This is a genomic window from Bradyrhizobium centrosematis (assembly GCF_045571495.1).
In the GTDB taxonomy this organism is placed as follows: domain Bacteria; phylum Pseudomonadota; class Alphaproteobacteria; order Rhizobiales; family Xanthobacteraceae; genus Bradyrhizobium; species Bradyrhizobium centrosematis.
Genome location: NZ_CP120703.1, coordinates 1,991,284 through 2,011,244 on the forward strand (window position 1 = coordinate 1,991,284; position 19,961 = coordinate 2,011,244).

General features: G+C 65.6%; 19 protein-coding genes. 11 read left to right on the top strand and 8 right to left on the bottom strand.

Annotated elements, in window-relative coordinates; translation table 11 throughout:
- Positions 1-6: 6 nt before the first annotated feature.
- On the top strand, positions 7-933 hold the full coding sequence (locus tag P6U31_RS09515) for a 2-hydroxyacid dehydrogenase (protein ID WP_407187939.1): 927 nt from the start codon (positions 7-9) through the stop codon (positions 931-933).
- Positions 934-1,134: 201 nt separating this feature from the next.
- A complete protein-coding gene (locus P6U31_RS09520) occupies positions 1,135-3,003 on the top strand; it encodes an ABC transporter ATP-binding protein (protein ID WP_407187940.1) in 1,869 nt (622 codons plus the stop codon).
- Between the two features lie 13 nt (positions 3,004-3,016).
- Here P6U31_RS09520 and P6U31_RS09525 read toward each other — a convergent pair whose 3' ends face one another.
- Positions 3,017-4,240 (bottom strand): polyhydroxyalkanoate depolymerase, encoded by a 1,224-nt coding sequence (locus P6U31_RS09525; protein WP_407187941.1) that lies wholly within the window; start codon positions 4,238-4,240, stop codon positions 3,017-3,019.
- Between the two features lie 163 nt (positions 4,241-4,403).
- Between P6U31_RS09525 and P6U31_RS09530 the strand changes: the two genes are divergently transcribed.
- Positions 4,404-5,060 carry a glutathione S-transferase family protein gene (locus P6U31_RS09530; protein ID WP_407187942.1) on the top strand — a complete coding sequence of 219 codons (657 nt, stop codon included), beginning with the start codon at positions 4,404-4,406 and terminating at the stop codon, positions 5,058-5,060.
- Positions 5,061-5,341: 281 nt separating this feature from the next.
- Here P6U31_RS09530 and P6U31_RS09535 read toward each other — a convergent pair whose 3' ends face one another.
- The gene (locus P6U31_RS09535; RefSeq protein WP_128927397.1) at positions 5,342-5,566 is read right to left on the bottom strand and encodes a hypothetical protein; all 225 of its coding nucleotides are present in this window, start codon (positions 5,564-5,566) and stop codon (positions 5,342-5,344) included.
- Positions 5,567-5,751: 185 nt separating this feature from the next.
- On the opposite strand from P6U31_RS09535, the gene P6U31_RS09540 reads away from it, so the two are divergent.
- The gene (locus tag P6U31_RS09540; protein ID WP_407187943.1) at positions 5,752-6,108 is read left to right on the top strand and encodes a hypothetical protein; all 357 of its coding nucleotides are present in this window, start codon (positions 5,752-5,754) and stop codon (positions 6,106-6,108) included.
- Between the two features lie 9 nt (positions 6,109-6,117).
- Here P6U31_RS09540 and P6U31_RS09545 read toward each other — a convergent pair whose 3' ends face one another.
- Complete coding sequence (locus tag P6U31_RS09545) at positions 6,118-7,221, bottom strand: mandelate racemase/muconate lactonizing enzyme family protein (protein ID WP_407187944.1); 1,104 nt, start codon at positions 7,219-7,221, stop codon at positions 6,118-6,120.
- Between the two features lie 250 nt (positions 7,222-7,471).
- Here P6U31_RS09545 and P6U31_RS09550 point away from each other — a divergent pair, with 250 nt between their 5' ends.
- The 3 genes from P6U31_RS09550 (at position 7,472) to P6U31_RS09560 (ending at position 10,962) form a co-directional block, all read left to right on the top strand.
- A complete protein-coding gene (locus P6U31_RS09550; RefSeq protein ID WP_407187945.1) occupies positions 7,472-8,398 on the top strand; it encodes an SMP-30/gluconolactonase/LRE family protein in 927 nt (308 codons plus the stop codon).
- A gap of 201 nt (positions 8,399-8,599) precedes the next feature.
- A complete protein-coding gene (locus tag P6U31_RS09555; RefSeq protein ID WP_407187946.1) occupies positions 8,600-9,193 on the top strand; it encodes a GNAT family N-acetyltransferase in 594 nt (197 codons plus the stop codon).
- A gap of 122 nt (positions 9,194-9,315) precedes the next feature.
- A complete protein-coding gene (locus P6U31_RS09560; RefSeq protein WP_407187947.1) occupies positions 9,316-10,962 on the top strand; it encodes a GMC family oxidoreductase in 1,647 nt (548 codons plus the stop codon).
- Between the two features lie 878 nt (positions 10,963-11,840).
- On the opposite strand, the gene P6U31_RS09565 is transcribed toward P6U31_RS09560, so the two are convergent.
- On the bottom strand, positions 11,841-12,683 hold the full coding sequence (locus tag P6U31_RS09565; RefSeq protein ID WP_407187948.1) for an AAA family ATPase: 843 nt from the start codon (positions 12,681-12,683) through the stop codon (positions 11,841-11,843).
- 93 nt (positions 12,684-12,776) lie between these two features.
- The gene (locus tag P6U31_RS09570) at positions 12,777-13,022 is read right to left on the bottom strand and encodes a GlsB/YeaQ/YmgE family stress response membrane protein (RefSeq protein ID WP_407187949.1); all 246 of its coding nucleotides are present in this window, start codon (positions 13,020-13,022) and stop codon (positions 12,777-12,779) included.
- A 252-nt stretch (positions 13,023-13,274) separates the two neighbouring features.
- Here P6U31_RS09570 and P6U31_RS09575 point away from each other — a divergent pair, with 252 nt between their 5' ends.
- The 3 genes from P6U31_RS09575 (at position 13,275) to sseA (ending at position 15,960) form a co-directional block, all read left to right on the top strand.
- Positions 13,275-14,450, top strand: coding sequence for a VWA domain-containing protein (locus tag P6U31_RS09575; protein WP_080134207.1), 1,176 nt, complete (start codon positions 13,275-13,277; stop codon positions 14,448-14,450).
- 108 nt (positions 14,451-14,558) lie between these two features.
- Positions 14,559-14,972: a rhodanese-like domain-containing protein gene (locus P6U31_RS09580; protein ID WP_028179894.1), complete on the top strand. Its 414-nt coding sequence runs from the start codon at positions 14,559-14,561 to the stop codon at positions 14,970-14,972.
- 136 nt (positions 14,973-15,108) lie between these two features.
- The gene (sseA, locus tag P6U31_RS09585) at positions 15,109-15,960 is read left to right on the top strand and encodes a 3-mercaptopyruvate sulfurtransferase (RefSeq protein ID WP_407187950.1); all 852 of its coding nucleotides are present in this window, start codon (positions 15,109-15,111) and stop codon (positions 15,958-15,960) included.
- Between the two features lie 61 nt (positions 15,961-16,021).
- On the opposite strand, the gene P6U31_RS09590 is transcribed toward sseA, so the two are convergent.
- Positions 16,022-16,855, bottom strand: a complete 834-nt coding sequence (locus tag P6U31_RS09590; RefSeq protein ID WP_407187951.1) for a hypothetical protein — start codon at positions 16,853-16,855, stop codon at positions 16,022-16,024.
- A gap of 319 nt (positions 16,856-17,174) precedes the next feature.
- Here P6U31_RS09590 and P6U31_RS09595 point away from each other — a divergent pair, with 319 nt between their 5' ends.
- Positions 17,175-18,371 carry a L,D-transpeptidase family protein gene (locus P6U31_RS09595; protein WP_407187952.1) on the top strand — a complete coding sequence of 399 codons (1,197 nt, stop codon included), beginning with the start codon at positions 17,175-17,177 and terminating at the stop codon, positions 18,369-18,371.
- 59 nt (positions 18,372-18,430) lie between these two features.
- Here the strand turns inward: P6U31_RS09595 and P6U31_RS09600 are convergent, their stop codons facing one another.
- Both P6U31_RS09600 and P6U31_RS09605 read right to left on the bottom strand, forming a co-directional pair.
- On the bottom strand, positions 18,431-19,393 hold the full coding sequence (locus P6U31_RS09600; RefSeq protein ID WP_407187953.1) for a D-2-hydroxyacid dehydrogenase family protein: 963 nt from the start codon (positions 19,391-19,393) through the stop codon (positions 18,431-18,433).
- A 130-nt stretch (positions 19,394-19,523) separates the two neighbouring features.
- Positions 19,524-19,739, bottom strand: coding sequence for a hypothetical protein (locus P6U31_RS09605; protein ID WP_100235454.1), 216 nt, complete (start codon positions 19,737-19,739; stop codon positions 19,524-19,526).
- Positions 19,740-19,961 lie beyond the last annotated feature (222 nt).

Here is a 19,961-nt window from a genome sequence, read left to right on the forward strand (position 1 = left end):
GGCCGCATGACGGTTCTCTACAAGGCCAACATGGTGCGCGGCGCCGAGTGGGCAACATTCTTCGCCGAGCGCGCGCCCGATGTGCCGTTCCGGCTCTGGCCCGATATCGGCGAACCCGCCGATATCCGCTATCTCGTGGCCTGGGTGCCGCCGGACGACGTTGCAACGGCGTTCCCCAATCTCGAGCTGGTCTTCTCGGTGGGCGCAGGCGTCGACCAGTTCGACACCACGAAAGTGCCGGCGCACATCCCGCTGGTGCGGATGCTGGAGCCCGGCATCGCCGAGACCATGGTGGAATATGTCACCATGGCCGTGCTGGCCCTGCATCGCGACCTCCTGCACTTCATCAATCAGCAGAAGGAGCAGGTCTGGCGCGAGATCAGGATCACGCCGGCCAAGCGGCGGCGGGTCGGCGTCATGGGGCTGGGCCAGCTCGGCCAGGCCGTGCTCGATCGCCTCAAGGCATTCGGCTTTCCGCTGCTCGGCTGGAATCGTTCGCCGCGCGAGATCGACGGCGTGACCTGTTACGCCGGCGCCGACGCCTTGCCGGAGTTTCTCGCGCAAGCCGACATCCTCGTCTGCCTGTTGCCGCTGACCGATGAGACCCGCGGCATCCTCAACGCCGAGCTGTTCGCGCGCCTGCCGCGCGGTGCGGGGCTCGTCAATGTCGGACGTGGCCCGCATCTGGTCGAGGCCGATTTCCTCGCAGCCCTCGCCAGTGGTGCGCTGTCCGGTGCGGTGCTCGATGTCACCGATCCCGAGCCGCTGCCTTCAGGCCATCCGTTCTGGAGCCACCCGCGCATCCTGCTGACGCCGCACAATGCCAGCATGACCACGCCGGACACGGCTGTCGACTTCGTGCTCGACGTCATCGCCCGCCACCGTCGCGGCGAGGCGTTGCCGGGGCTCGTCGACCGCAGCCGTGGTTACTGAGGACGACATGTTGATGGAAACATCGGTGCAGCCACGGGCCCCTCTTACCTCTCCCGCTTGCGGGAGAGGTCGGCGCGTCGCGCCGGGTGAGGGTTCTCTCCTCTGGGGGAGCCTTCGTTGTCGAGACACCCTCTCCCCAACCCTCCCCCGCAAGCGGGGGAGGGAGCGCACCTTCGCCGGGGCACATGCAGAGGCCCTCGCATGAGCATCGGTGCAACCAGATCAGATCAAGTCGATATTGAATCACACTCGCCCGTGCTGTCCGTCTCCGGCCTCACCACCTCCTTCATGCTCGAGCGGCGATGGATTCCCGTCGTGCGCAACGTATCCTTCGACGTCGCAGCCCGCGAGACCGTGGCGATCGTCGGCGAGTCCGGTTCGGGCAAGAGCGTGACCGCGCTGTCGATCATGCGGCTCATCCCGAAGGAGATCGGCCGCATCGAGGGGCGCGTCACGCTGGCCGGTCGCGATCTGCTGGCAATGCCGGAAGCAGGCATGAAGGACATTCGCGGCAACGACGTCGCCATGATCTTCCAGGAGCCGATGACGAGCCTCAATCCGGTGCTCACCATCGGTTTCCAGATCGCGGAGGCGCTGGTCCAGCATCGCGGCCTGTCGCGCGCGGCGGCGGAGGCCAAGACCATCCGTCTGCTCGACCGCGTCCGCATCCCGGCGGCGACATCGCGCTTCCACGAGCATCCGCACCGCTTCTCCGGCGGCATGCGCCAGCGCGTGATGATCGCGATGGCGCTGGCCTGCAAGCCGAAGCTGTTGATCGCGGACGAGCCGACCACCGCGCTCGACGTCACCATCCAGGCCCAGATCCTCGAGCTCTTGAAGGAGCTGCAGCAGGAGGAGGGGATGTCGATCCTCTTCATCACCCACGACATGGGCGTGGTCGCCGAGATCGCGGACCGCACCGTTGTGATGTATGGCGGGCAGGCGGTGGAGCTCGAGGAGACCTCGCGCATCTTCGCGGCACCGTCGCATCCCTATACGCGCGCGCTGCTCGCGGCGGTGCCGCGCCTCGGCTCGATGGATGGACGCGCGCGGCCGATGCGCTTTCCGATCGTCGATAAAGTGACGGGCACCTCGGACGAGCCGGCGGAGACGCCCGACACGGTCTCGACGGCTGAGCGCCCGTTGCTCGAAGTCTCCGGCCTCACCACGCGCTTTCCGATCCGCTCGGGCTTGCTCGGCAAGGTCTCGGGCCGCGTCCACGCCGTCGAGAACGTCTCCTTCACCTTGCGGGCCGGCGAGACGCTGGCGCTGGTCGGCGAATCCGGTTGCGGCAAGTCGACCACGGGGCGCTCCATTCTCAAGCTGACCGAGCCGGACAGCGGCACGGTGCTGATCGACGGTCAGGACGTGCTGGCCATGAACGGCCGAGCGTTGCGCGATTTCCGCAAGCACATGCAGATCATCTTTCAGGATCCGTTTGCGAGTCTCAATCCGCGCATGTCGGTGGGCGCGGCGATCGCGGCGCCCCTGCTTGCCAACGGAATCGCGTCGGCGTCTCAGGCGCGCGACAAGGTCGCGGACCTCCTCGTGCGCGTCGGTCTTGTCGCCGACATGGCCGCGCGCTTCCCGCACGAGTTCTCCGGCGGCCAGCGCCAGCGCATCTGCATCGCCCGCGCGCTCGCGCTCGGGCCGAAGCTGATTGTTGCGGACGAGGCGGTGTCAGCGCTCGACGTCTCGGTCAAGGCGCAGGTCGTGAACCTGATGCTCGATCTGCAAGCCAGCATGGGCCTGGCCTATCTCTTCATCTCCCATGACATCGCGGTGGTCGAGCGCATGAGCCACCGGGTCGCGGTGATGTATCTCGGCGAGATCGTCGAGATCGGCCCGCGCGCATCCGTGTTCGGCAATCCCCAGCATCCCTATACGAAGAAGCTGATGGCCGCCGTGCCGGTGCCGGATCCGTCACGCCGCGGCACCAGGCGCGAAGCCGCCAACGACGAGATCAGAAGCCCGGTGCGCGCGCCGGATTATCAGCCGCCGGTGCGGCACTATCGCGAGGTGTCGCCGGGCCATGTCGTGCAGCTGTGGGGCGAGGAGTGGTCGGGCTGAGACGTCGCCCGCGTTACGAATTGACGTGCACGAAGTCCCGCAGCAGCGGATAGATCTCGTTGTTCCAGCGCCGGCCTGAGAACACGCCGTAATGGCCGACGCCGGCCTGCATGTGGTGGACGCGGCGATAGGCGCGCACGCCGGTGCAGAGATCCTGCGCGGCGAGCGTCTGGCCGATCGAGCAGATGTCGTCCTTCTCGCCCTCGACCGTCATCAGCCCCATGCGGCTGACGGCGCGCGTGTTCACGAGACGGCCGCGATGCATCAGCTTGCCTTGCGGCAAGAGGTGCTCCTGGAACACGTCGCGCACGGTCTCGATGTAGAACTCGGCGGGCAGGTCCATCACGGCGAAATATTCGTCGTAGAAGGTCTTGATGGTGGCGGCCTTGTCCTTCTCGCCCTTGGCGATGTGGTTGGCGAGGTCCATGTGCTGCTTGATGTGGCGCTCGAGATTCATCGAGACGAAGGCGGTGAGCTGCACGAAGCCGGGATAGACCTTGCGCAGCGCGCCGCGGCACTGCACCGGCACGTAGTTGATCAAATTGCGCTCGAACCACTCGATCGGCTTGCTCTTGGCGAAGTCGTTGACCTTGGTCGGCTGGATGCGCGTGTCGATCGGGCCCGCCATCAGCGTCAGCGTCGCCGGGCGCGAGGGATGGTTGTCCTCGCACATGATCGCGGCGGCCGCGAGCGCCGACACCGAGGGCTGGCAGATCGCGACCATGTGGGGGCGCGGGCCGAGCTGGCCGAGGAAGTCGATGAGATGCTCGGTATAGTCGTCGAGGCCGAAGCGGCCCTCGCTGCGCGGAATGTCGCGCGGATTGTGCCAGTCGGTGATGTAGACGTCGTGGTCCTGCAGCAGCGTCTTCACGGTGCCGCGCAACAGCGTTGCGAAATGGCCGGACATCGGTGCCACCAGCAGCATGCGCGGCTGCTCGCCCACGCCGTCTTTCCTGAAGTGCAGCAGCGAGCCGAACGGCGTCGCGTAGGCGATCTCCTCGGTGACAGGCACTTCGCGGTTTCCGACCGTCACGCTGTCGATGCCGTACGCCGGCCGGTGATAGGTGAGGGTGGAGCGCGAGATCAGCTCCAGCGCGGCCGATAGCCGGCCAACGAGCTGGTCCGACATGCCCTGCGGCACCAGATTGAGGAATTTGAGCGCGGACGAGGCCCCCGCGCGCCACGGCGCAGTCATGTCCATGTGGTTCTGAAAGGCCTGATAATACATCGACATCATACTGAAATGCCCACCCGTTCCGCGGTGCTATGCAATTACGACGCCAAACAGCGGCCGGACGGCCGTGCAAAATTGGCACGTCGCTTGCTGCTCACGTCACCGCAAGCACGGGGCACGGCCGCATCCGCCAGCCGGCGGAGAGGCGGGATCAGGGAAGGGCCATATGGCGAAGGCGACACTGACCATCAGCAGCAAGAACTATTCGTCCTGGTCGCTGCGCGGCTGGCTGCTGGCGAAATTCGCCGGGCTCGATTTCGAGGAGATCGTCACCGCGCCGGACGATCCGTCGGCGCGCGCGGAGATCCTCCTGCTGTCGTCGTCGATCCTGGTGCCGTGCCTGCGGCACGAGGGCGCCGTGGTCTGGGATACGCTGGCGATCGCCGAATATCTCAACGAGGTGATGCCGGCCGCCGGCCTGCTGCCTGATGACCGCGTCCAGCGCGCCCATTGCCGCTCCATTTGCGGCGAAATCCATTCCGGCTTCACCACGCTGCGCGCCTCGCTGCCGGTCAATCTCAAGGGCCACTTCCCCGGCTTCAAGATCTGGTCGCGCGCGCAGGCCGACATCGACCGTGTCTGGTTCATCTGGCGCGACTGTCTGGAGAGATCCGGCGGCCCGTTCCTGTTCGGCGCGCGGCGCACCATGGCGGATGCGATGTACGCGCCCGTGGTGACGCGCTTTGTGACCTACGACGTCAAGCTGGAGCCGGTGCTGAAAGCCTATGCCGACACCATCATGGCGATGTCCGAGATGCAGGAATGGATCGCCGCGGCACGGGAGGAGCCGGCCGAGATCGAGGAGCTCGAGGTCGAATATTAGGCAGCCTTCGTGCGGCCCTGCCTGTTTCGGTGGCGGTAATGGCTTTCGGCCTGCCCGAGAGCTATGCCCTTGTCCTGATTAACCTTTGGCGCGCGGGACCGACCGATGCCGTCCGTCGCGCCGCACAGATATTGTACGCCCGCGAACAGTCGCGTCGACATCTAGCCGTGAACAGGTGCGTACACGGCCATTCCTCTGATTCGGACGTGATTCGTTCGGGCCGCGTTCCGAAGGTTAAGACGGAGCGCGGTCCCGTTGCATTTTGAGACGGAGGCTGCTCGTCAGGCCGCGCCAGAGTGCTTCACGCGCGGCAGGCGCCAGCCGATGACGGTGGCTTCGACCGCGATCCCTGCCTCATGGTTTCGCCAGCGTCCCTCGACATAGCGGCAGGCGAACGGCAGCTGATACGTTCCGCTGTGGTCCTCGCACAGCACCTCGACCGGCAGGCCGGGCGGTGGTTCTCCGGCGCCGTCGAATTCCGCCAAACGTCTATCGCGCGTTGCCATTCCAAAAATCTCCCCTAAACAAAGCCGCGGAAGGAGCGCCCACTTCCTCCGCGCGCGGATCATCATTCCCCGTCCGAGGGAACGGCGGCAAGCTCAACGCGAGAATGCGGTGCGAGTGTGGTAGCGTCACGCGGCTGCGCGCAAACAGCGCACATTGCCGTGATCGACCGGACGAGGAACCCTTCATGCTGCTTCGAAATGCCGGCATCTGTTTCGCGATGTTGCTGCTCGTAACGCTGGCGCATGCGCCGGTGCACGCGCAGGACGTGCCCGGCATCGAGATCTGCACGGTCGAGAAGACCATGGAGCGGCGCACCTCCTGCCTGCAGAGCAATGTCGACTTCCTGCAGAAGACCATCACCAAGCTCAGCCTCGACCACCAGCAGAAAATGGATGCGGCGGGTCGTCAGATCGACGCGTTGAAGACAGCCGTCGCCGGACTGCAGAAGACGATCGGCGATCTCCAGGCCGCGCAGACCAAGCTCGCCGAGGACCTGAAGAAGAAGCAGGACGCTCCGCCGCCGAAGGACGCCGCGAAATAACCGCGCCGGTCACGTCACGCGATATCGCTCCATCACGCCACGGTCAGGCTCATAGCCGAGCCCGGGTCCCGAGGGCACCGCGACGTGGCCGGTGGCATCGCTATCGGCGCGGCCGCCCCAGAGGCACGCCTCGCGCTTGAGATAGAACATCTCGACCAAGCCATCGTCGCGCGTCGCAAGGAGATGCAGCGTCGCGAGCAGGCCGGGACCGAAATAGGGCGAGTGCGGAACGATCTTGACGCCGAGCCGATCGGCGAGCGCGGCGATCTTCAGGAATTCCGTGATGCCGCCGACCTTGGTCACCGACGGTTGGGCGTGGCTCACCGCGCCCGCCGCCATCATCTGCCGGAATTGATACTCCGTGCAGGCATTCTCGCCGGCGGCGACGCCGAGCCCGCCCTTGCTGCGGACGTCGGCGAGCGCGGCAAAGTCTTCCGGCGGCCAGACCGGCTCCTCCAGGAACATCGGCCGCGCGTCCCGGCACGTCGTCGCGAATGCGATCGCCTGCTCGGCCGTGAGCGGGCAGTTCATGTCGACCATCAGCGGAATGGTTGGCCCGATCGCTTCCCGCGCGGCGAATACCGCAGGGGCCGTGGTTTCATGCAGCTTGATCGCGCCGTAGCCGAGCGCGAGCGCCTTGCTGCATTCGGCCGCGATGCTGTCGGGCGCGCCGATCCGCAACAGGCTCGCATAGGCCGGAATGTTGGCGCGCTTGCTCTCGCCGATCAGGCGATGCAGCGGCACGCCCTCGATCTTGGCGGCCAGATCCCACAGCGCGATGTCGAGGCCTGAGATCGCGAACATGGTGATTCCGTAGCGGCCGAACAGATGCAGATTGCGCTGGATCTGCTCCATGACGGCGGGAATGCCGGCCGCATCGGGCACCTTCAGCCCACGGGCCTGCGGTGCGATCATCTCCTCGACGGCGCTGCGCGTGGTGCGGGGACAGACATAGGCGAAGGCGTCGCCCCAGCCGGTCAGCCCGGCATCGGTCGTGACCTCGACCAGCACCATGTCGAGGGCCGTGATCGCGGACGCGCCCTGCCGGAAGCTCGCGACACCGGCATCATAGGGAATGCGGAGATGGTGCGCCCGCACATCTGTAATTTCCATGACGCGGTTCCTCCGTGCTTTCTCGTGAGCGGTTCTGCGCAGTGTAGCTGCGAATGCCGGGGCGTCGCCAGTGGGGTTTCGAGCACTGTCTCATCGCGGCTGACGAAGGAATGCAGCGCAACGCTGGCATACCATCCCGCTTGCTTGGCAAGCCTCGGCGACTTTGTCATAACCGCGGGCAAATCTTGCGTGTGGGGCCCGTGCCGGACATCCCGTGCAAGCCATAACAAGCAGCCGGGAGGGTCTCCGCATGTCCAACGTCCGCGTTCTCGCCACCGACCTCGAATTTCCTGAAGGGCCGGTCGTGATGCCGGACGGCTCGGTGGTGCTGGTGGAGATCCGCGGCCAGCGCTTGACGCGCGTCTATCCGGATGGCCGCAAGGAGATCGTGGCGAAAATTCCAGGCGGGCCGAACGGCGCCGCGCTCGGGCCCGACGGCAAGATCTACATCTGCAACAATGGCGGCTTCTCCTGGATCCCGACCCGCAACATGATCATGCCGGGCCCGCAGCCCGACGATTATCTCGGCGGCTCGATCCAGCGCGTCGATCTGCAATCCGGCAAGGTCGAGACGGTCGTGACCAAATGCGGCGCGCACGATTTGCGCGGGCCGAACGATCTGGTGTTCGACAAGCAGGGCGGTCTCTGGTTCTCCGATCTCGGCAAGCGCCGCGCCCGCGAGATGGACGTCGGCGGCATGTATTATCTCAAGCCCGGCATGACCGAGCTGGTCGAGGTCGTGCACGGCATCTTGCCGGCAAACGGCATCGGCCTGTCGCCGGATGAGAATACCGTCTACATCGCGGAGACGCCGACGGGCCGGCTCTGGGCCTACGAGCTCTCCGCGCCCGGCACGCTCAAGCCGCGCGACGCGATCTATCGCGGCGAGCGCGGCAAGCCGATCTGCGGCCTCGGCGGCTACCAGATGTTCGACTCGCTCGCGGTGGAAGCCGGCGGCAATGTCTGCGTCGCCACCCTCGTCTCCGGCTGCATCTCGGTGATCGCGCCCGACGGCACGCTGGTCGAGCAGGTCCCGACCGGCGATCGCGTCACCACCAACATCGCCTTCGGCGGCCCCGAGCTGAAGACGGCCTATATCACGCTGTCGGGCAAGGGCGAGCTGGTCGCGATGGACTGGCCGCGCGGCGGTTTGCCGCTCAATTTCCTAAACAAGTAAACGGTGCTAGTGACCGTCATTGCGAGCGAAGCGAAGCAACGATCAGACCCTCACCCTGAGGAGCGGCCCTTCGCGCGCGTCTCGAAGGGCGAGGCCACCAGCCGGGCCTTCAGCCTTCGAGAGGCGCGTTCCGCGCTCCTCAGGATGAGGACCCGGCAGTCCGGCTGCCTCGCCTCGCAATGACGTAAGGAGAGACTTCAAATGCCCTGGCCCGATCCCATCACCCTGCGTGGACAGCACGCCCGTCTCGAGCCGCTGTCGCATGATCATCGCGAGGGGTTGGTCGAGGCCGTCAAGGACGGCGAGCTGTCAAAACTCTGGTACACCGCGATTCCGCTGCCGGAGAACATGGGCAAGGAGATCGATCGCCGCCTCGGCCTGCAGGCCGCGGGCTCGATGCTGCCGTTCACCGTGTTCGATGCCGGCGGTAGGATCGTCGGCATGACCACCTACATGAACATCGACGCCGCCAACCGCCGCGTCGAGATCGGCTCGACCTGGTATGGCAAGAGCGTGCAGCGCGGCCCCCTCAACACCCAGTGCAAGCTGCTGTTGCTGCGGCACGCCTTCGAGGCGCTGAACTGCATCGCGGTCGAATTCCGCACACACTTCTTCAACCACCAGAGCCGCCGCGCCATCGAACGTCTCGGCGCCAAGCAGGACGGCATTTTGCGCAGCCACCAGATCGCGCCGAACGGCACGCTGCGCGACACGGTTGTCTACAGTATCACCGCGGCCGAATGGCCGACGGTGCAGGCGCATCTGGAATTTCAACTCAACGACAAGCCGCGCTAGAAAAGATGTCATCTGATCACAAGCTAGCCGCGATGGTTCTCACCTCTCCCTATGGGAGAGGGGATCGCGGGTGCGGCAACAGTTCAGCTAAACCGATCGATCGATAAGGCGGCCGAGGGACCATGGACAGATTTGATTATGTGATCGTCGGCGCGGGCTCCGCCGGTTGCGTGCTCACCAGCCGGCTCAGCGAGGATCCGAACACCAGCGTCTGCGTGCTCGAAGCGGGCCCTTCCGACTGGCACCCCTACATTCATCTGCCGGCGGGGTTCATCAAGACCTTCCACATGAAGAGCATCAACTGGGCCTACCAGCAGGAGCCCGGGCCGTACACCAATGGCCGCAGCATCTACGCGCCGCGGGGCAAGACGCTGGGCGGCTCGTCCTCGATCAACGGCCACATCTACAATCGCGGCCAGCGCATGGATTTCGACACCTGGGCGCAAATGGGCAATCGCGGCTGGGGCTATGCCGACGTGCTGCCCTATTTCCGCCGGCTGGAGAAGCGGATCGGCGAGGGCGAGGACACCTATCGCGGCCGCGAGGGCAGCCTCACGGTGACGACGATGGACTGGCGCGATCCGCTCTGCGAAGCCTTCATGGAAGGCGCTGTGTCGCTCGGCATTCCCCGCAATCCCGATTACAACGGCAAGACCCAGGAAGGCGTCTCCTACTGCCAGCGCACCATCAACAACGGTCTGCGCGTCTCCGGTTCGACCGCGTTCCTCAAGCCGGCGATGAAGCGGCCCAACGTGCATGTGCGCACGCACGCGCACGCCACCGAGATCATCTTCGAGGGTAAGCGCGCCGTCGGCGTGCGCTACAGCAAAGGCGGCCGCGGCGGCCAGCCTGTCGAAGTACGCGCCAACAAGGAGGTGATCCTCGCCGGCGGCACCTATAATTCGCCGCAGCTGCTGCAGCTCTCCGGTATCGGCTCGCCCGATCTGTTGCAGCAGCACGGCATCGCGGTGCGTCACGCGCTTCCGGTCGGCGAGGGCCTGCAGGACCATTACGCGCCGCGCACGGTTGCACGCGTCAAGGACATCAAGACCATCAACGAGCTTCGCCGCGGCTTCTCGCTGTGGATCGAGGCGCTGAAATGGGCGACTGCGCGCCGTGGCCTGCTCTCGCTGTCGCCGACCATGGTCTATTGTTTCTGGCATTCCGGCGAGAGCGCCGAGAGCTCCGACCTGCAGCTTACCTTCACGCCGGCCTCCTACAAGGAAGGCGTGCAGGGCCAGCTCGAGGACGAGCCCGGCATGACGGTGGCCTCCTGGCAGCAGCGACCGGAGAGCCGCGGTTATGTCCGCATCCGCTCCAACGATCCGTTCGCGCCGCCTATCATCCAGACCAATTATCTCGACGCCGAGCTCGACCGCCGCGTCATCGTCGGCGGCATGAAACTCGCACGGCGGCTTTTGAAGTCGGCGCCGCTGTCGCCCTATTACGCCTACGAGGATTTCCCCGGGCCCAACGTCAACACCGACGATGAATTCCTGCACGCCGCCACCGAGCGCGGCACGACCACCTTCCATCCCGGCTGCACCTGCCGCATGGGTCCGGCGGACAGCACGTGGGCGGTGGTCGACGACCAGCTTCGCGTCCACGGCCTCGAAGGCCTCCGCGTCATCGACGCCTCCGTGATGCCGCGCATGATCTCGGCGAATTTGAATGCGTCAACGATGATGATCGCCGACCGCGCCTCGGACCTCATCCGCGGCAAGGCGCCGATGGAAGCCGCAAGGATTCCGGACACGGCGGTGGCGTGACATCTTCGTAGAAATGCGGGCCCCGGCTCGGCGCAGCAGCGTTGCACGCTGCAGCGCGTCCGGGACACGCAGGCTCGTTCCTCCCTGGGAGGCCCGGCTGTGTCGCTCGCGCGTCAACCCGTTCCCGGAAAAATATTCCACTTTACCGAAATTCGGAATTACGGCATAGATCGACACAGCCCGGCCCGCCGAAGAGGGGCGGTTCGCGAGTCGTTCGAAACGCGGGCTGGGTTGCGGTGGACGCAGCAGCGTCGGCACGAGATGGGCGGGCAGGGCGGGTAGTCCCCGTGAGCCTGAAACCCGCGTGCAGACGAACGGCGCCGAAGTCCGGCGAAGCCCTTGGGCGAAGCCGGATGAGCTGCGTACGGCAAAACCGTGTGGTCCTGGCCGTCGTTGCTACGGTCAAGCCGGATCGAAGATGTGCGCGAGCCCAACCGGGCAGACGGCATCGTCAATTCGAACGGCGAGGGAGGCCAGAACGAACTCGGCTCCCGGGAGAGCACGGCATAAGCCGTCCGACCATCGCGCAGGGAAGGCCGTGTGTTGGGCTTCACCTGTATGCTGCTGTGCGGTTTTCTGCGCGTGCCTTTTGCGCAGCAGACCGCGGGTGCCAGCCGGCACCCGGCCTTCCCTGCGCCCTTCTTCTTCGGAGAGCGAGGAACTGCAAGCAAAGCTCGGACGGGATGCGCCGCGAGAACGCGAGCGTGCGCCTGCAATGAAGATGTGAATTGGAGAACGATGCCGTTGCCCCTTGCTCCGTCATTGCGAGCACGGCGAAGCAATCCAGACTGCCTCAAGGGAAAGATTCTGGATTGCTTCGCTGCGCTCGCAATGACGGTGTGGAGGCAGTCGTGTGTCTACTGCACTCTCGTGGGGCCTCACACTTCCCGTCGGCTCAGGAACGCGAGCCGCTCGAACAGATGCACGTCCTGCTCGTTCTTCAGCAGCGCGCCATGCAGCGGCGGGATCAGTTTTCGCGGATCCCGTTCCCTCAATTGCTCGGCGCTCATGTCCTCGTTGAGCAGCAGCTTGAGCCAGTCGAGCAACTCCGACGTCGACGGCTTCTTCTTCAGGCCGGGCACCTCGCGCACCTCGAAGAAGATGCGCAGCGCCTCCTCGACGAGGCGCTTCTTGATGCCGGGGAAGTGGACGTCGACGATGCGGGCCATGGTGTCGGCGTCGGGGAATTTGATGTAGTGGAAGAAGCAGCGGCGGAGAAAAGCGTCCGGCAGCTCCTTCTCGTTGTTGGAGGTGATCATCATGATCGGGCGCTGCTTGGCCTTGATCGTCTCGCCGGTCTCGTAGACATGGAATTCCATGCGGTCGAGCTCGAGCAAGAGGTCGTTAGGGAATTCGATGTCGGCCTTGTCGATCTCGTCGATCAGGAGCACGGGGCGCTGCTCGGCGGTGAAGGCCTCCCACAGCTTGCCGCGCTTGATGTAGTTCTTGATGTCGGAGACTCTGCTGTCGCCGAGCTGGCTGTCGCGCAGGCGCGACACCGCGTCGTATTCGTAGAGGCCCTGCTGCGCCTTGGTGGTGGACTTGATGTGCCAGGTCAGAAGCGGCGCGTTCAGCGCCTTCGCCACTTCCTCCGCCAGCACCGTCTTGCCGGTGCCGGGCTCGCCCTTCACCAGGAGCGGGCGCTCCAGCACGATCGAGGCATTGACGGCGACCTTGAGATCGTCGGTCGCAACATAGTCCTTGGTGCCCGTGAATTTCATTGCGCGTCCTTGTTGGTCGTCGGCCGGGACAGCGCCCCGGTCGCGACATGGGAACGGCCGCGCAGGGCGGCCGTTCCTGGTTCGGTCAGGCTTTCAGACCCGTCTTATCAGCGAAAGGATGACGAGCACAATCACCGCGCCGATGGTGGCGTCCACGATGGCGCCGACCGTGCCGGTGGCCAGCGCGATATGCAGCTGCGGCAGCACCCAGCTCGCGACCAGCGCGCCGATGATGCCGACGACCATATTGCCGATCAGCCCAAATCCCGCCCCGTGGACAATCTTGCCGGCCAGCCAGCCGGCAATGGCACCGATGATGAGTGCTGCGAGAATTCCCATTGCAAACGTCCCCAAAACAACCCCGTGACGGTCTCAATTCTAGAGCAAAAAGCCCTTGGGTCCACGTTGAATCGGCACGCCAGCGCTTCACCTCTCCCCAGCGGGGAGAGGTCGATTTGCGCAGCAAATCGGGTGAGGGGGGCGCCACGAGGAAGCGAAACCCTCACCCGGCACTGCGTGCCGACCCCTCCTTACGGGAGAGCTGAAGTGCCGCCCCTTGACGTCAGCCATCCGACGGGCAATCTGTCACCCATGTTCCTGCAATTCTTCACCTCTCTGCGCGATGCGCAGGTCCCCGTGACGCTGCGCGAATACCTCACGCTGATGGAGGCGCTCGACGCCGACCTTGCGGACTACACCGTCGAGAATTTCTACTACCTTTCACGCGCCTCGCTGGTGAAGGACGAGCGCAATCTCGACAAGTTCGATCGCGTCTTCGGCACCGTCTTCAAGGGGCTGGAAAGCCTGCTCGACGCCATGGAGAAGGCGGAGATCCCCGAGGAGTGGCTGAAGAAGCTCGCGGAAAAGTACCTCACCGAGGAAGAGAAGAAGCAGATCGAGGCCATGGGCTGGGACAAGCTCATGGAGACGCTGAAGAAGCGCCTCGAGGAGCAAAAGGGCCGGCACCAGGGCGGCTCGAAGTGGATCGGCACCGCCGGCACCTCGCCATTCGGCGCCCACGGCTACAATCCCGAGGGCGTGCGCATCGGTCAGGAGAAGAACCGCAACAACCGCGCCGTGAAGGTGTGGGACAAGCGCGAGTTCAAAGATCTCGACGGCAATGTCGAGCTCGGCATCCGCAACATCAAGGTCGCGCTGCGGCGCCTGCGCAAGTTCGCGCGCACCGGCGCACCCGACGAGCTCGATCTCGACACCACCATCCGCGAGACCGCCAATCACGGCTATCTCGACGTGCACATGCGCCCCGAGCGGCGCAATGCGGTGAAGCTGTTGGTGTTCTTCGACATCGGCGGCTCGATGGACGCGCATATCGAGCAGGTCGAGGAGCTGTTTTCGGCGGCGAAGAGCGAATTCAAGCACATGGAGTATTTCTACTTCCACAACTGCCTCTATGAAGGCGTGTGGAAGCAGAACAAGCGCCGCTTCACCGACCGCACCCCGACCTGGGACGTGCTGCATAAATATCCGCACGACTACAAGGTCGTGTTCGTCGGCGACGCCTCGATGTCGCCTTACGAGATCATGGTGCCGGGCGGCTCGGTCGAGCACGTCAACGAGGAGCCCGGCTCCGTCTGGCTCGACCGCATCATCCGCACCTATCCGCACGCGGTGTGGCTGAACCCGGTGCAGCAGAAGCATTGGGACTATTCGGAATCGACCACCATCATCAAACGCATCTTCGCCAATCGGATGTATCCGATCACGATCGAAGGGCTGGAAGGCGCGATGAAGGAATTGACGCACTGACACGCGTCGTCATTCCGGGGCGCGCGTAGCGCGAACCCGGAATCTCGAGGTTCCGGGTTCGATGCTGCGCATCGCCCCGGAACGACGGCGGAAAAGAAGGGAAGACCCATGCCCCAGACCATCACCCGCGGCATCAAGGCGCTGATCGACGAGGCCAATGCCGAGATCGAGACGCTCACCGCCAAGGACGCCATCGAGATCTCCAAGAACGGCGACGTCGTCATCGTCGACATCCGCGATCCCCGTGAGATCGAGCGCGACGGCCGCATCCCCGGTGCGTTCGCCTGCACCCGCGGCATGCTGGAGTTCTGGATCGATCCGCAAAGCCCTTACGCCAAGCCGATCTTCCAGGAAGACAAGAAGTTCGTGTTCCACTGCGCCGGCGGCCTGCGCTCCGCGCTCGCCGCCAAGACCGCGCAGGACATGGGCCTCAAGCCCGTTGCCCACATCGCCGGCGGCTACGCCGCCTGGCGCGACGCCGGTGGCCCGACGGAGAAGTGGGAGCCGAAGAAGAAGGGGTGAGCGCCTCGCTCTCTCCACTCGTCATTCCGGGGCGCGAGGAAGTCGCGAACCCGGAATCCATTCAACAACCGACTCTGCCGCCCGATGGATTCCGGGCTCGCCCTCCGGGCGCCCCGGAATGACAAAGGAAACAGCAATGGCCACCGACCCCCTCGTCTCCACCGAATGGCTCGCCGCCCATATGGGCGATGCCAACGTCAAGATCCTCGATGCCAGCTTCAAGCTGCCGGGCGTGCTGCCGCTGCCGAAGGACGATTATCTCGCCGCGCATCTGCCGGGCGCTGTGTTCTTCGACGTCGACGCGGTGTCGGACCATTCCAACCCGCTGCCGCACATGTATCCGAGCGCCGAGCAGTTCGGTCGCGATGTCGGCAATCTCGGCATCGGTAACAGCGACACCGTCGTGCTCTACGATGCCGGCGGCTGGGTTGCCGCGCCGCGCGCGTGGTGGATGTTCCTGGCCTTCGGTCATACCAATGTGCGCATTCTCAATGGCGGCCTGAAGAAGTGGCGTGCGGAAGGGCGCCCGGTCGAGAGCGGCGAGGTGACGCCGAAGCCGGCGACGTTCAAGGCGAGCTACGATGCAAAGCGCGTGCGCAGCATGCAGCAGCTCATCGCCAACGTCGAAAGCCGCAAGGAGCAGGTGATCGACGCACGCGCCGCCGATCGCTTCGAGGGCCGCGCGCCCGAGCCGCGTCCGGGCATCCGCTCCGGCCACATCCCCGGCGCCCGCAACGTGCCCTACAATCTGCTGTTCGATGCCGCGACCGGCGAGATGAAGCCGCTCGAGGATCTGCGCGCCGCCTTCACCAATGCCGGCGTCAAGCTCGATGCGCCGATCGTGACCAGCTGCGGCTCGGGCGTCTCCGCCGGCGTGCTGACGCTCGCGCTCTATCGCCTGGGCATCACAGATACCGCGCTCTATGACGGCTCGTGGTCGGAATGGGGCCAGGAGGGCGGCCCGGCCGTCGCGACCGGCCCGGCGTGAGATCACCGCCTCGATGACGGCCCACTCCCTCGCCCCGTAAGCGGGGAGAGGCGAAGAACGATCACCGTGTGCGCGTGGTCGTCGTAGCAAAAGTCTGCTGCGGCTGCCCGAACGGATCGAGCTGCTGCTGCAACTGCTGAGGCGGCGGACGCCGCACCACGCGGTGCCGTTTCTTGGCCTTCGCCTTGCGCTTGGTCGCCTTGTCGTCGGCCTTGCTGCTGTCCGGCTTGCGATCGGCCTTGGCCTTCGCCGGCGCATCCTTCACGGCCGTGGTCGCCGGATCGTTCAGCACAGCCAGCTTGGTTGCGGCGACATCGGGCGCCGGGGAGGCGAGGGCCGCAGTGGAAGCCGGTTCGTCGGCGCTCGCGACAGCGGCAGGGTTGATGTCAGGCTTGGCGTCGGGAAGCGACGCGGTGGTGTCGGCGGGCGTTAGCGTGTCGGCGGGCACCACGGCAGTCGCTTCCGCCTTGGTCTCGGTCGTGACGGGCTCGACGGCCGCCGCTTCAGCCGGAGGAGGTGCGACGACCTGCGGCTGGACCTCGGCCTCGGTCATCAGGGCGGCGAGCTGCTCGGGCCCGCTTGCCGGCAAGCCGATGGTCGGTATCTGGTCGCGCACCGACGGCTCGGGCTCGGCGGTCACCTCGGGTTCGGCGCGGAGCACCGCGAGCACCGGCTGGGCCGGCTCGGGGGCTTGTGCGAACATCTGCTCCTGCGGGCCGTTCCGCCAGGAGGGAGGGTTGCTGACATACTGCTCATGGCTCGTCCGCAGCAGCGCGGCGGCACCCAGGCCGAACACCAGGATTGAGGTTGACAGCAGGATCGCGGCAAACAGGAAGCGAAAGCCGGGAAGCATCGACGGATTACGAATTTCCGCCCCGGCGGTACCGGGGCCCATGAGCCATCTGAACGCGGTGACGGTACTGTTTGCCGCGTTCGCCGCGCGGGGCGGAGCTCAAAGCGGAGGCGAATCAGGCTGATTCCAACATACCGCAACGATTCCGCCTCGTTCCGTTAAATTCGGGGGCGATGCGTCCGGCAATCCACGGCGCCATGCGATTTCGGCCCCGTGATGCAACGGGGCAACGGTAGTCTTGCGGATCACAAATCGACAAATCCGGCGCAAATAGGCCTGATATGTCTTGAATGTGCCGCTATCTTCGGCCATCTGGCCGTTAACGGTCCTTATGGGGCCCCGGGGCTATACAAGAGCGATGATGATCAAACATTTTCTGACGATATGCGCTGCCGCAACAGTCGCTGCGGCGGGAACCTCGCTCGCGCAGGCTCAGAGCTACCCGGTCCAGCAGGCCCCCAGCTATGGCGCCCCGGCCGAATATCGGCCCGGCGACCGCATGCCGAACTTCGACGCCCTGGACGATGACGACGACGCGATGCCGCATGCGTCGCTGCCGCCGCCCGGCCCGGCCGACGATCCGCGCACTGGCCATCCCGCCGGCGCTCCCCCGGTCTACTCGGCCGCTCCGCAGGGCCCGGTGATGTCGCCGGATGATCCGCGCTATGGTCGTCCGGCCGGTGCTCCGCCGGTCTATTCGGCCGCGCCGCCGCAAGGGCCGGTGATGTCGCCCGATGATCCTCGCTACGGCCGCCCCGCCGGTCCGCCGCCGGTGATCTATGCCAACCGTCCGGGCCAGCAGGGACAGGCCGATGACGGCCTGCGTCCGCCAGAGGCCGTTGGTGGTCCCGCCGCGACCGGAACGGTTCAGGCCGGGCAGCCGCCCGTCGGCGCCGATGGCCGGCCGATGACGATCGCCTCGCTGCCGCCGGAGGAGCAGCCGGACGCCGCGCCGGCGCAGCTGCCGCCGAACCTGCGCCGCCAGGAGGTCGCGTTCCAGACCAAGGAGCCAGCCGGCACCCTCGTGGTCGATACGCCCAACACCTATCTCTATTACGTGCTCGGCAACGGCCGCGCGATCCGCTACGGCGTCCGCGTCGGCCGCGACGGCTTCACCTGGACCGGCGTGCAGAAAATCACCCGCAAGGCCGAGTGGCCGGATTGGCATCCGCCGACGGAAATGATCGAGCGCCAGCCCTATCTGCCGCGCTTCATGGCCGGTGGTCCCGGCAATCCGCTCGGGGCCCGCGCGATGTATCTCGGCTCGACCGTCTACCGCATCCACGGCACCAACCAGCCTTCGACCATCGGCAAGTTCGTGTCGTCGGGCTGCATCGGCATGCTGAACGAGGACGTCTCTGACCTGTTCGATCGCGTCAAGGTCGGCACCCGCGTCGTGGTGCTGCCGGGCGGCCCGCCCCCGGGAACGGCGACCGCCTCCGCCGCGCCGGCGGCTGGCGCTGCCGGTCCGGCTCCGATGGCCGCACAGGCCGGCCCGGTCCCGGGCACGCAGCCGACGGTGGTGCCGCCGCTGCCTGCACCGGTCACCGTGCGCTAAGCGCTCTCCACGAAATCCGATCCAGTGAAGGGCGTGCCATCGGCGCGCCCTTCGTCGTTTCAGGCCAGCTTGCGCGGCAGCTCGCCGCCTTCAGTGAAGGCGTCGATCGCCTCGACCATCTGGCCGTAATGGATGCGCAGGCCGTCCTTTGTGGCGTAGCCGAGATGCGGCGTCAGCACGAGGTTGTCGAGCTTGCGGAAGGGATGGTCGAGCGGCAGCGGCTCGACCGAGAACACATCCAAGCCGGCGCCTGCGATCTTCTTCTGCTGCAACGCCTCAAGCAGCGCCTGCTCGTCCACGATCGGCCCCCGCGCGGTGTTGACGAGGAAGGCCGTCGGCTTCATCCGCGCCAGATCGGCAGCGCCGACGAGGCCGCGCGAGCGATCGCTCAACACCACATGGATGGTGACGATGTCGGACTTGGCGAACAGCTCCTCCTTGGTGGCGTAGCCGACGCCTGCAGCGGCGCACTTCTCCGGCGTGAGGTTGGGGCTCCAGGCGATCACGTTCATGCCGAACGCCTTGGCGATCCCGGCCATCTTGCTGCCGAGCTTGCCGAGCCCGACGATGCCGAGCGTCATGCCCTCGATCTCGACGCCGGCAAAGGTCTGCCAGGGCTCGCCGGCATGCATGCGCGCGTTCTCGCGGCCGATGCCGCGGGTCAGCTCCAGGATCAGGCCCATGGTCAGCGGTGCGGTGGGATCGCGGGAATATTGCGTGCCGCCGACGAAGATGCCGCGCGCCTTGGCGGCCTCCATGTCGATCGCGGCATTGCGCATGCCCGACGTCAAGAGCAGCTTCAGCTTCGGCAAGCTCGCAAACAGGCTCCTGGGGAATGCGGTGCGCTCGCGCATCGCGCAGATGATCTCGAAATCGGCCAGCGCGCTGGCCGCGGCCTGTTCGGAAGCGAAGGGATGACTGAACACGGTGACATCGACGCGGTCGGACAGTTTCTGCCAGTCGGCGACGTCGAGTGCGAGGTTGAAATAGTCGTCGAGAATTGCACAGCGCAGCCGGCTCATCGGCGTTCATCCATGGCGAGAGGTGGGCGCGGGGCGAAGCGCCGTCGTCGGAACCTAGCCATGGTTGCGCGCAATCTTGTCAGCGCGCAAGCCGCTTGCGTCTTCAAAAATCCGACAGGCGAGAGGCGCTTTAGAGGTCGCGGGGCTTCAGACGGAACGGCGCATCCATGCCGTGCTTGGCGCGCCAGGCCGGGCCGGGACCGCGCATGTAGTGCAGTTCGGGCCGGTAGGGGTTAAAGGCGGTGGCGAAGAAGCGCTTCCAGAAGCCCTTGACCTCCGAGACGAACCCGGAGACGTGGCCGGCTTCTGCCGGAACAGGAAGAGAATGGGTCTCGATCAGAGCCATGATGCGGCCTCGCTGTGCTCCCGTTCGTTCTGAGCGGGTGGCGCTGTTTCCGCGCGAAACCGAGCTTTCGGCCTGATTTATTAAAAGATGGTTTCAATTGTCCGGATCGGTGGCCGGATGGTGTCCATCCCGTATTCATCCGTGGTGAACGGACGGAAAACGTTGCCCTTTGGGGGCGGGATCGCTACATCGGCGGCGAAGCAAATTTCCTCAAATCGAAGG